9 protein-coding genes and 1 pseudogene are annotated in these 12551 nt (G+C 36.5%); 4 read left to right on the top strand and 6 right to left on the bottom strand.

Annotated elements, in window-relative coordinates; all coding sequences use genetic code 11:
• Positions 1–236: 236 nt before the first annotated feature.
• Positions 237–804: pseudogene (locus tag P3F56_RS03705) on the bottom strand (photosystem II D2 protein (photosystem q(a) protein)); the annotation flags it as partial.
• A 246-nt stretch (positions 805–1050) separates the two neighbouring features.
• Between P3F56_RS03705 and P3F56_RS03700 the strand changes: the two are divergent.
• Both P3F56_RS03700 and P3F56_RS03695 read left to right on the top strand, forming a co-directional pair.
• Entirely contained in the window at positions 1051–1308 is a 258-nt protein-coding gene (locus P3F56_RS03700; RefSeq protein WP_281153442.1) for a hypothetical protein, read from the top strand.
• Positions 1309–1861: 553 nt separating this feature from the next.
• On the top strand, positions 1862–2023 hold the full coding sequence (locus tag P3F56_RS03695) for a hypothetical protein (RefSeq protein ID WP_281153441.1): 162 nt from the start codon (positions 1862–1864) through the stop codon (positions 2021–2023).
• Between the two features lie 834 nt (positions 2024–2857).
• Here the strand turns inward: P3F56_RS03695 and P3F56_RS03690 are convergent.
• From P3F56_RS03690 to ribD, 5 genes are all read right to left on the bottom strand, one after another.
• Positions 2858–3514, bottom strand: a complete 657-nt coding sequence (locus tag P3F56_RS03690) for a DUF3386 domain-containing protein (protein ID WP_281153440.1) — start codon at positions 3512–3514, stop codon at positions 2858–2860.
• A 937-nt stretch (positions 3515–4451) separates the two neighbouring features.
• Positions 4452–6467 carry a ribonuclease catalytic domain-containing protein gene (locus P3F56_RS03685; protein ID WP_281153703.1) on the bottom strand — a complete coding sequence of 672 codons (2016 nt, stop codon included), beginning with the start codon at positions 6465–6467 and terminating at the stop codon, positions 4452–4454.
• A 288-nt stretch (positions 6468–6755) separates the two neighbouring features.
• Positions 6756–6971, bottom strand: a complete 216-nt coding sequence (gene rpsR, locus P3F56_RS03680; RefSeq protein ID WP_281153439.1) for a 30S ribosomal protein S18 — start codon at positions 6969–6971, stop codon at positions 6756–6758.
• Positions 6972–7014: 43 nt separating this feature from the next.
• Positions 7015–7209 carry a 50S ribosomal protein L33 gene (rpmG, locus tag P3F56_RS03675; RefSeq protein WP_281153438.1) on the bottom strand — a complete coding sequence of 65 codons (195 nt, stop codon included), beginning with the start codon at positions 7207–7209 and terminating at the stop codon, positions 7015–7017.
• Positions 7210–8688: 1479 nt separating this feature from the next.
• Entirely contained in the window at positions 8689–9783 is a 1095-nt protein-coding gene (gene ribD / locus P3F56_RS03670) for a bifunctional diaminohydroxyphosphoribosylaminopyrimidine deaminase/5-amino-6-(5-phosphoribosylamino)uracil reductase RibD (protein WP_281153437.1), read from the bottom strand.
• A 312-nt stretch (positions 9784–10095) separates the two neighbouring features.
• Here ribD and P3F56_RS03665 point away from each other — a divergent pair, with 312 nt between their 5' ends.
• Positions 10096–11619: an ammonium transporter gene (locus P3F56_RS03665; RefSeq protein WP_281153436.1), complete on the top strand. Its 1524-nt coding sequence runs from the start codon at positions 10096–10098 to the stop codon at positions 11617–11619.
• Between the two features lie 84 nt (positions 11620–11703).
• Positions 11704–12189 (top strand): ribonuclease HI, encoded by a 486-nt coding sequence (gene rnhA / locus P3F56_RS03660; RefSeq protein ID WP_281153435.1) that lies wholly within the window; start codon positions 11704–11706, stop codon positions 12187–12189.
• Positions 12190–12551 lie beyond the last annotated feature (362 nt).

Here is a 12551-nt window from a genome sequence, read left to right as displayed (position 1 = left end):
TTAAACGTTATTATTCCTCTCAATTAAATCGAATTTAATTGAGAGGAATAACTATTGATGATAATTCATTTTAACTATTATTAACGGTTTTCTTAAAAAAAGAACTTATAGTCAATTCAAACAGGTATATTTAAACAGTTTTAAACTTAGTATTTTACTAGTTTATTTCATAATATAAGTAGGACTTTTTCAGGGAATATAAAGTTTTGGCAGGGTTGGTTTTGAGGAGCTATTCAAGCTCATAGACTTTCATTTAACAAAATGTTCTTAGTGTAGAGTTTCTCGAACTAGGGATCTTTTGCTGCCCGCAATTTTTGAGAAATAAAGTCATAAGTCGTAAGTTCAGCTTTGAACCTACGATGTCCACAGAAATTATACAGAGTCCAGTTATAGGAATAAATCGCATGAAAAAGTATAACCAACGCTTGTTGGAGAAAGCAATCCCGATTGGGTCGGTTCAAATACACAGTTTGGGTCGGTTCAAATACACAGTGAAGAATTCGCTTGTTTTATATTTTCAAACAGGATGTTTTCTAAAGTTGCATAGTGAATGGCACAAAATAACGCATCACCGAAAACCCCAACGACTCTTATCATGCGGAAGGAAGGTATTGAGAGTCCAGTTGTGGAACCCTTGAAGGAAGAGAATAAAGCGGAGAATCCCAGCTAGTCCAAAAATCAGGGCAAAGAACCAGCTAAACAGTCCCAAAAATACATCAAGAATACACTGACGAATACCGTGATAGGGGCAGAGAAAGCAATAGAGTTGTAAGGATGAATGTTGACTAGACAGAAACTTTCAAACTATTTTTTTTGTGGGACGCGTCCGACTGCAATGGTTATTGCATAAATATCCAAATTCTTAATTAAGGACAAGGTTAAAGAGTTATCTTTATTTTTCTTGAGTTACACCCCTCCGGGATAAAGCCTCATAGTCTTCCATCTGAAATTTTAATAAAAGATTAAGATTTTTTCTTAGCTGTTGGTTCTGAAGAGAAAGATAAATTCTGTCAGATAATCAAAAGGATACCCCTGTAGTTAAGAGAATTCATGATTAGCATTGACCTGACTTTAAAATATACGTCTATCCCTATTTCCGTCCAACGCAAAGAGGCAGAAAACGCAGACTCTCTGTATGAGAAAATTATTTCTGCTATGCGCTCCACTACTCCTGAGTTAATTGAATTAACTTGCGAAAAACAAACGGAAAAGAAAGTCGCTGTGATGAGCGATCAAATCAGTGCCGTGATCCTTTCTCATAAAGATGGCGCCGCATCGACTGGGAGGGTCCCAGGGTTCTTTTCCTAGGCTGAACCGGAAAAGTAAGTAACCTTTTTGAGTTATGGCATTATCGGCTAGGTAATTAGTCAACAGGAAACAGGTGATAATCTCCCAAGAGAATATGTTAGTCTTTCTCTATTTCCTAATTTTAAATAGGTGGTGTAATAGCATAACCTGAAAAGAAATCATGTAAACTTTTTACATTTTATGTTCAGTTTTCGCTATTACTGCTGATTGATTGATAACAGTATGAGGGGTGAATGACTATTCACCCCTCATACTATTTGGTCAAACCTAAATCACCAGTTGAAACTATAAGGAAGCAGGGATTTCCAGATAATCTCCAGTAATCTCTGACAGATTTTTAAGAATGCGGGAATAATAGAATTATAGGCTTAATTTGTTGGTTATGTTCATCAACTATGACCAGTTTTATTCTGTGTTAATAGGGAAACTATTATGGATTAATAAAAAATACTAGGTTATTTCATTGGATAAGCTGAGGAATTTTTAAAAAATCCTTGAATAAGTAATGTTAAAATTATCTTCTGCTGTTAAAGAGCAAGAACGGATTAATTAAATGTTCCGGGCTACTTATTTTATCAAAAAGGAAACAGCTATACTAGGCTATAGTAGTATTCAAACTGTTACTTATCGCTCAAAAATTCTTTTAGAATTTCATGTAGAAACAAAATCTCTGTTACCCCAAAATTGGCGACTTGAGTTAGACAATACTAGTTAAAAGTTGTTGACAGAAGATTGTCTATATTAAGTAAGTTAAGATAGTAATTTAAACTTTTTTTTGTTAAAAGTAACCTACTAAAATTTTTAAGAGTATTTGCTTTTGCCGTTATTTATTATCTAATTGTTTAGGTAAAAGTTGAGTAGTAGCTAATTATAATATAGACGTGAAATAATAAGTAATTTTCATTTTATTTTTTAAAGTTGAATAACTATAGTTAACTTAATGTTGTTTTTTTAAAATTTTTTATTTAACCTCATTGATTTAACCTCATTGGCTAAATTATATTTATCTTTAAAGATTTTTTGGCAACTTCATCATCTTTCCTTTAAAAGAACCACCTTCTATTAAATCTACTTATAGACTATAAAATTATAAGAAAAATAAATATAGAATAATCTTCCTTTTTTAAGGAAGTTTTCTGATTTTTTTTAAAAAAATGGTCAAGCGAGCCCTGTCAATTGTGCCGGCACTTTATAGCAAAAAATCACGCTAAAGAGCGATTAAAGCAGTATCAGTAAAAAACAAAGGAATTAAATACTCTATCTCTTTTAACTTAGTCATAATACTCTACATTCATAGTTAAAAACAGCAACCTAAACAGGAGATAGCAATCATTATTTTTCAACTGAGTTTCTATTTTAAACTTACTTACATATTCTTTGTAGAGACTTAATTCTTTATGTACTTGTCTAGCGCTATGTTGTCTTTAGATTAACACTCAAAATCTTTAGAATTTTTTATAAACGTCCTAACCTTAGCACTGATGGCTAAGGTTGGTTTCTATGACGCGTGTCTATCGCGATATAAAAGTTAAGGATACCAATCCAGTTATTAAACTGATAACAACTTAATTTTAGAAAAGTTAAATGCTTCGGTTGTTATCTGTCCTTGTTCTTTAGTTTGGATAATACGACTGGTAAGAATGTAATACTTCCCTACTTTTTCATAATTATCCTCAAAATCATTTGTTCCACCTTTAAGTTCTCCAGTTTTAGAATCGTGGTAGACAGAATCATAACGGTGAGACAAATAGCCTTCCCCTGTGTCATGGCTACTAAAGGTATTGATAGTTACGACGACGCTATGAATATGGCGACGAACATAACACACTTCATTGTTGCGAACTTTGTAGCTATCTCCTTCGGATTTACCACCGACAAGAAGTTCTACTGCACCAGTATTATCTGTTTCCCCATAAGTAAAGGTATTCTGTCCGTGAGTGTCTTCAAAGGCTCGACGAATACGATGAATGGCAATTTCCCACAATTGATGATAAAGTTCTTTTTTGATTTCGATATCATCAACATTTAAAACCTCAGCACTGAGATTCTGATTGACTCGAACTTGAGCAGTAAAAATCTTATCTTTTCGTTGATAAGTCACATCTGCTGTAAATCCTGGAAAATTCCTATCCCAAGTGTAGCGATTTTCATAGGCAGCACGAAATAATTCTCTGGCTTCGGTAATCGTTGTCGTGTAACTTGTCATTTGATCTTCCCTAAACGGTTAGTTAGTTTAATGGTTAATGGCTATTTGTAGAGTAACAGAAGCTCTTAAGGTCTGTTTTACCCCACAATCATTGGCATGCTAGAGCATCAAAGGCTCTTGCTGAGTGCCATTCAGTTTACAACGGTCTAGGACGAGGAACATTAGTTCCGTCAATCCTAATCCTAGCGATTCCTTGAGTAGTCCAGTTCAGGACTTGTGAAATAGCTTGTGCTTGTTGGTGTGATTTAGTGGTGATAATTTTTTCTATTCCCTATCCGGTAACGGTGAAAGTTTTAACTATACTTCTTTAAGTGATCACCGGATTTGTTCTTATTAAACTTAGATAAATACTAATTCCTAAACCTATCCAAAATATCAGACTTATTACTATAAGTTTATTTCTTGTTATCAAATTTTTTTTTACCCTAAAAATTAGGGACAGCAAATATTTTTTGATTATCATTCAATCTCAATCAATTTATCTCCAGAGGATATTCCAGATTTAACGAATATCTTTAATCTGGCAACTTTAAATTCTTAGTTAAAAATCCGATTAATTGTAAAATTACTTTACCATCAATTGGCGTAAATCTTAGAAAGATCACATAATTCTTACCAAGAGATTTTTTATTGTTTAGGGTGATGCTTGACTTTCGGTTGCACTTTTATTTGATTTTTTAATCTTAAAAGCCTGCCAATTTTTAAGAATTAATAAATTAATAAATATAATTATTTTTATCTTTTCTTAGTTATTTCTGTATAATAATCTTGATATTCTAACTAATCTAACTAAGAAGTAACTTCTGTATCTAGAGACAGATTAAACTCAAACTAACCACAGACTTCTAGCACTTAAACAAGTCTCTTATAGAGGCAGGAATAATTTCCATCTAAACTAACAATTCGACTAAGATAAAATTGACCTGTTACAGCTATTTTAAATAATGCTTGACCGGACTTCATGTTCGGGCATCTCTCGAAAGCGAATCTCATCACGATGGGGGTCAGAACGACTAACCTGAACCAATAGGCGATCACCCAAAGACACAGCCCTTTCAAAGCGATGAGGCAATTCTAATCCCAATTCTTCGAGCAATAAAATTCCTAAATTTTCATCTTCGCGCAACCAACGCAAAACTACTCCTTGCCAAATTTGATCAGCATTACGCCGCAAAAACTCCAATCCCCAATAACGATTAGTTTGTCGTTCTACTAACGTCGCCTCTTGGGCTGATAAAGTCACGCTATAAATAATCTGTTGCATAACATCAAGGGGGAATGGAAAAGGATCGCCCCGTAAATGTGCCTTAAGTTGAAAATGAGTTAACAAATCCGTATAACGGCGAATGGGTGAGGTCACTTGAGTATAAGTATCTAAACCTAGACTTGCATGTCTATTAGGTAAAGTTCCAATCTCACTACGAGGCATACAACGGCGCAAAGCGCACGCCCTCACAGGTCCTGGGGGTAATAAGAGTAATTCTTCTTCTGGGGGTAATTCTGGTTGAGGCTGTCCCCTGAACGGAACTGGTAAATTGTGTTCTTGACAATAACGCCCAGCCACTTCTCCAGCCAAAATCATCATTTCTGCCACTAATTGTCTTGCTCTGGAACTATCAATCAATTCGATGACAATATCATCTTCGGATTTAACTTTAATGACCGCCTCTGGCATCTTGATAGTAATAGATCCTTGAGACTTCCGCCATCGGTGTCGCTGCTTGGAAGCGTCAGCTAGGATAGGGATCTCTGGTTCAGCTTTGATGGCTAAGTGAAACATCTCATCTACATCATGATACGTAAGGCGATAAGTTGGTTTAATTAAACTGGCGTGGATCGAATAATCTAGAACCGCCCCTTTATCATCTAAAATTACACCAAAACTCAAAGCAGGACAAATTTTCCCCTGGCGTAAACTCATTGGGCCAGTTGCCAATTCTATCGGAAACATGGAAATCATGCCCGTAGGCAAATAGAGAGTGGTACTTCGTCTTCGCGCCTCCAAATCTAATTCGTCCCCTGGAGTTACTAGACGAGTTGGATCAGCGATATGAATCCAAAGTTTGATTTGATCATCTCCTAAGAATTCCACACTCAACCCGTCATCAATTTCTTCAGTACTTTCATCGTCGATGGTATACACTTTGAGATGGGTTAAATCAAGGCGATCACTGTCTCGATCAGGGGGAGGGGTTTCTAAATAGAATTGCACCACGTCAAGTACCTTTCTAGAAAATTGAATCGGATAAGAACTACGCCGCAGAAATAGGTTTTCGTTACGACTCCACCATCCTAATTCTACTAACAACTCAAAGGCCGCTTCCGGAGTAGGAGATCGTCTAATTTCATCCAAAATTTCTTGAGCATTACGATGGGTTTGTTCCGGCTGCAAAACAAAGCGTTCTAACAATTCCAAACGATTACGATCGCTTTCTGTCCAATCGATCTTCTGCCCTGCCAGAGCTTTTTTTATGTTAGTAAAGAATACTTCTTTTTCTTGCTGACGTTGCCGTTCAACCTCTAGTTGATGTTTGATTTCTTCAACTTGACCACTGGTTCTCGGTTCGTAACTATCCCCTTTTTTCTTAAAGTAGATTTTATCGTCACACAATAAGCTATGGGCTGCATAACAGTGAGCTGGAGAGACTTCAGAAAACAGCAATTGCGCCATTTCAGAAGGAGTAACGCTCTGTCCATTTTCCACTAACAACTCCCAAGCTACTTCTAAACTAGAAGAGTCAAGGTAGGGTTTAACTTCTTGCAAAAACTGGGGAATATCTCCAATTGTGTAGGAACTTCCATTGATTTCGTATTCTACCCGTTGAGGTCGAATTTTATGAGATTGACCTTCAACATCAATGACCATCCAATCTTTTTTTCCTTCTGGGCGATCAACGACTGCAATACGACGTTCCCCTTGTAGCCTAAATTCAATGAGCTTTCCTTTTTCCACCCGCTTTGCTGCCTTGATTATTAACATTACTCCTTGATTTAGGAGTCCCGTGCTTTTACTATTCAGTCTAGCTCGACGGTTTTAGATTATGACTTTTAACCTCAAAGTTAACATGAACGGAATTATTGATAGTTTTTACTTGTGGGAAGATTTCTTGACTTTTTTTGTTATACTTACTCTTACTCAAGTTGACTTCCCCAAGTTGACTGACTTCATTCGGTAGAATGAAGACCAAGCCCCACTCCATCTCCTGCTTAATTAATGAGGTTCTGAGTGATGGCTTTAACCTTATGCTTCTTTATTTACGAAAGGTAACAAAGCAATAAGTCTAGCTCTTTTCACAGCAGTCGTTAAGTCCCGTTGCTGTTTGGACGTCAACCCTGTAATCCGTCTGGGTAGGATTTTTCCCCGTTCCGTGATAAATTTTCTTAGGAGTTCTGTATCTTTGTAGTCAATGGGTTGACTCGGAGGGATTGGAGAAAGACGCTTACGATAGTAACTCATATTTGTTCGTTTAACTTTTTATAGACTTTATGGTGACCGATGATTATTTAATTTCCTTATGTATGGTGTGAGCATTACAGTGGGGACAGAACTTCTTAATTTCCATTCTCCCTGTGTTGTTACGGCGATTCTTGCTGGTAGTATAGCGAGAAACTCCTGGTGAGCGCTTGTCTGTCTTTGTCCGACACTCAGTACACTCCACAGTAATGACGATGCGTACTCCTTTTTTAGCAGCCATAGTCGATTTTAGCAGATAGGTGATTATTTAATTTGACGCGCAAATATACATTCTCTCATATTAATTCTTAATTTGCCAATGGTAGAAAATCTTTACTTTAGCGAGGAGATTTTTAATTAAGTATTTTTAACCACCTGCTTGTAGGGTAACAAATATGGACAATATTTGTAGTTATGTTTCTCCCCACCTCCATCCTTCTGTGACCAGTCAAAGCGTAATAAATTTTACGGGTAGCTTTACCAGAATTTTTCCGGAATGGGCATACCTACATAAGTGTGGATAGAAGAGCCAAGGTAGTTGGTGTTTCTAATCAAACTCCATACAACCCTTTTCTTGATCAATAAGCACTTTTGACTGCTCTATTAGGGAGGTTAATTCTCGAATAAATCTAATAACTGAGAACATCTAAGCTTTGTGAGGCTGTTGATAGCCAAATTCAGAAAACACCCTTTTACCATGAGATTGCTGTTTGCTCATGTTTTAGCTGTCCCTACAGTCTTCTTCATCGGTCTATCTCCGCTGTACAGTTTCTTCAACGACAAGAGAAACTTATGGAAAGAAACTCTAATTCCAATTATCAACCTGTTAAACTTAACCAGATATGGCCTTAATCTAGGATTATTTTTAGTTGTTATCCTCGGTCTTCTTTTTTTATTTATTCATTTAGCTAGGTGATTTTTTTTAAAAAAAATAGTGAACAATTTTTTAAATAGATAATTAAGCAGAACAAAAGAAGATAATAATATTACTTTAGGGTGGGCAGTATTTTTTTATAAAGTCTTGTAATTCTCTCAATGTCCTAACTATAATACGCAGTCCCATTAATCAAATTAGTTAAAAACATCTATTTTAACTGCTTAAGATTTGCCAGATTAGCTTATTTTAAAAAATTCTTTAACTATTAGTTATCTTAGATATGAAATATCTAAATTTTAATTGTCAAAAATATTTTTATACAACTAAATTAATGATAATTTGTTAATTTTAACGGTTAAACTCCAGTATTTCTCTGTTTTTGGGGGTTCCAAGTAATTATTTAACACTACGAGGCAAATAGAGCCTAAATTTAACTTCTTTCGCTACTTATTAAATTAATCAAGGGAGCTAATTTCAACGATTAATTCAGATAGATTTGTTGAATTTACATTATTTACAGTATTGACAAGATATTTATATACATAATTTTAATTATGTATATAAATATCTTTACTTAGAATATTGATTAAATTTAATACCCCAGTTTTTTGACTATATTTTTAGTTAGACTTGCAGTCTATAAGCTACATTTTGGTTATAATTATACATTTAATAACCCACAAATAATTATCAATCAATACGTTAATAACGTTTTTAACTGTCCTCATCAGGCATATCATTGATATCTCAGACTGTGTAGAGAATTGACGAGCATGGGCTTAACCAGTTAACTTATCTGCCTAAGACCATAGTTTTCCTTAAAAGAGCCATAATGCTTAATTATCAATTGACTATTGATAAATATCCTTCAACTAAAATATCTTGATCAATTTGACTTAAAGTAATTCTTTGTATTTCTAACGCTTCAGTCATCTGTTTTAATCCCAACTCTCCTATGGGTGAAGGGGCCGTTAAACCGCCAATAATTTTAGGGGCAATAAAAGCCATAATTTTTCGAATCACTCCATCAGCGATCGCTTGTGCTGCCAATGTCCCTCCACATTCCCATAAAACACTGGATAATTCCTTTTGATAAAGAACCTTCATCACCTCTAATGGAGTCAAAGAAATTAATTCAATTACTTCGACCCCTTGATGACCCAATTTTTCCTGAAACGTGGGATTACTATTTATTTCTGTAAAGACTAAGGTAGGAGCAATATCTGTTTGCCAAAGATTCGCTTGAAGGGGCAAATCAAGACTACGACTCATTACCACCCGTAAAGGATTAGACCCTACCACCTGATGGGTAGTTAAATAAGGGTTATCTTGTCGAACTGTATTGCCGCCAACTACCACTGCATCACAAGCCGCTCTAACTTGATGGACTAACCGACGCGATGATTTCCCTGTTACCCAAGTACTATGACCTGTAGTGGCAGCAATTTTACCATCAAGGGTCATAGCATACTTTAAAATTCCCAAGGGTTTTTGATGTAAAACACGATGAATGAAGGCTTCATTTAACTGACGACATGCGGCTTCTTCTACTCCAATCACCACTTCAATTCCACTTTGTTTGAGTTTTTCGATCCCTTTTCCTGAAACCAAAGGATTAGGGTCAACCATACCGATAACTACTTTTTTAACCCCTGCTTTAATCAAAGCCTCTGTACAGGGAGGAGTGCGACCATAATGATTGCAGGGTTCGAGGTTAACATAAACTGTCGCTTCTTTTGCTCTTTCCTGGGCATTCCGTAGGGCAAAAATCTCGGCGTGAGAAGCTCCGGCTTTGGGATGAAAACCTTCCCCGACTATTTCCCAATTTTGGACAATCACTGATCCTACTAAAGGATTAGGAGAAGTTTGTCCTGACCCTTGCTGGGCTAATTGCAAACATCGCTGCATTATTTTTCGGTCAAAGTCTGACTGATTCATGATTTCGTTAGGGTCAAAAAATTATAAAAACTTTGAGATTGGCCAAGCATAAATATAGTTTTTAATGTCGTAATCCCTAAAAAGGGATTACGACATTAAAAGTCAATCTAGGTCAATCTAACTCTAATCTGCTACATTGGAGGAATTTGTCGGTGATATTTAGAGTTTGGACAATAAAATAAGGCCAAAAACATGGCGAGCAGTAATAGCACACAAACATTTACTGAATCTTATTGAACAATCTCGCTATCATGTCCGACATGGATAGAGTCAACCTGACTCAATGAGACGTCTCATCGAATGCTAACTAAAATGCGATCAATAAGAACGATTAAAGCCGTTTCTAAGACCTCTCCTTGTTTATGGGATGTGTCCTATTGGGAATCATTTAAATCTACTGCCCATCTTTTTTCCCCCTATTGGCTGGCTTGTATCCCCTTAACTGCCATTATTGTCATTGTTTGGCATGGAGCAACAGCCGCACAAGATGCAGAAATTACTGAAATTGCTATTGAAAACATCAATATTAATATAGCAACCCTTCAGGGAACCCTCAATGCTATTTGGGTGTTAATTGCCGCCATTTTGGTCATTTGCATGAATGCAGGTTTTGGGATGCTCGAAACAGGTTTGTGTCGTCAGAAAAATGCCGTCAACATCCTCTCAAAAAATCTAATTATCTTAGCCTTAGCAATCCTCGCGTATTGGGCAATCGGATTTTCTCTGATGTTTGGTAGTCCTGACAACCCCTTTATCGGAGGTGGCGGTTGGTTTTTAAGTAGTGATAATCCTGCAACCTATGGACTTGATCCCTTTCCAGCTGGACTACCTATTTCAGTTGCTTTTTTATTCCAAGCAGCATTTGCTATAACTACCGCTACTATTGTTTCAGGAGCTGTGGCTGAACGGATTAAATTTATTGACTTTTTGATTTTCAGTCTGTTGTTAGTGGCAGTCTCTTATTCTGTCACTGGCCACTGGGTTTGGGGTGGTGGTTGGTTAGGTAATTTTAAAGACTTTGCCGGTTCTACAGTGGTTCACTCCGTCGGAGGTTGGGCTGCTTTGGTCGGGGCTGCAGTTCTTGGTCCTCGAATGGGTAAGTATGTCTATGGTCGTCCTCAAACTATCCCTGGCCACAATATGAGTATTGCTACCTTGGGCTGTCTCATTCTGTGGATTGGCTGGTTTGGGTTTAACTCAGGTTCCCAATTAGCAGCCGATGAAATGGTTCCCTATATCGCTGTTACCACTAACCTAGCTGCGGCTGGTGGTGGTGTGGCAGCTACTTTGGTCGCTTGGGTCAAGAATGGAAAACCCAATCTTTCTATGATTATTAATGGTATTCTCTCCGGTTTAGTAGGAATTACTGCCGGTTGTGATGGGGTATCCTATTTCGGAGCTGTTGTTATCGGAGCAATCGCCGGAGTGATTGTCGTCTACTCTGTTGATTTCTTTGACTCTGTTGTGAAAATTGATGATCCTGTTGGGGCTATTTCTGTTCATTTGGTTAACGGAATTTGGGGGACTTTAGCGGTTGGGTTTTTTAACACAAAAGTGGGTCTTTTTTATGGTGGCGGTATTTCTCAATTAATTAATCAAATTGTTGGTATCGTTTCCATTGGAGTCTTTACTGTCATTTTTAGTGGCGTGGTTTGGATAGTTCTCGAGGTTACTTTAGGCATCCGTGTTACTCAAGAAGAGGAAATAAACGGACTAGATATCGGTGAACATGGCATGGAAGCTTATCATGGTTTCGTTAAGGAATCCGATAGTTTTGTTGGTGGACAAAGTATTGCTATTAGTGACAGTGATGTCGATACAGGTCCTGGAGTTTAATCTAAATCTTTCCTAAGAAAAATATCAACTACGTCCGCTTTTGCGGATTTTTTTAAGTTAAATAATAGAAGAAGTGGTTAAGTTATGAATAATTCTCTAAAAAAAGTCTTAATTTATACGGATGGAGCTTGTTCAGGAAATCCTGGTACAGGGGGATATGGAACCCTTTTGATCTACAATAAATACCGAAAAGAATTATCAGGAGGCTTTCGTTTAACTACCAATAATCGGATGGAAATGATGGCGGCAATTGTTGGGCTAAAAACTCTTAACACAAAATGTGATATTACTCTTTATACCGACTCTCGCTATTTAGTTGATGCTATCACTAAAGGATGGGCAAAAAAATGGCGGGCTAACAATTGGAAACGCAACAAGAAAGAATCTGCTAAAAATCCCGATCTTTGGCAACAATTACTAGACTTATGCGAAAAACATGAAGTTAATTTTGTTTGGGTTAAAGGTCATGCAGGACATCCAGAAAATGAATATTGTGATTATCTCGCAGTTAAAGCTTCTCAACAACCTAATTTACCCTCTGATTACGTTTATGAAACTCACATTTCATAAAAAGTTATAGGGAGACGGGGAGACAGCAGCTCTATTTTAACTAGAAGTTGTATTTATCGAGGTATAGTGTTATGGACATAAAATCTCGTCTCGATAGTATTTTTTGATCCAAATTACTTCGATCAAGGACTTGAGCAGCACTGTCATTCCGTTCTTCGATCTACAAAACTTATTTAAGAAAAAAGGGACTATCTTCGTTTAAAAAGAAATTATTGCCTTTGTAATCGCTTTTCCTAGCTCAAAATATCGTTTTTTAAAAAAACTTTGCACATTAGCAGATTCTTTCTCATTACAAAAAATCATTTTCTCACCTAGTTAAATGAATATCGTTATTTAATTAAAAACAACCACGGATTAGCTTT

Source organism: cyanobacterium endosymbiont of Epithemia clementina EcSB (assembly GCF_029919255.1).
Classification (GTDB): Bacteria; Cyanobacteriota; Cyanobacteriia; order Cyanobacteriales; family Microcystaceae; genus Rippkaea.
Note: the sequence above shows the minus strand (reverse complement) of the source record. Positions and strands in the feature narration are given on the sequence as shown.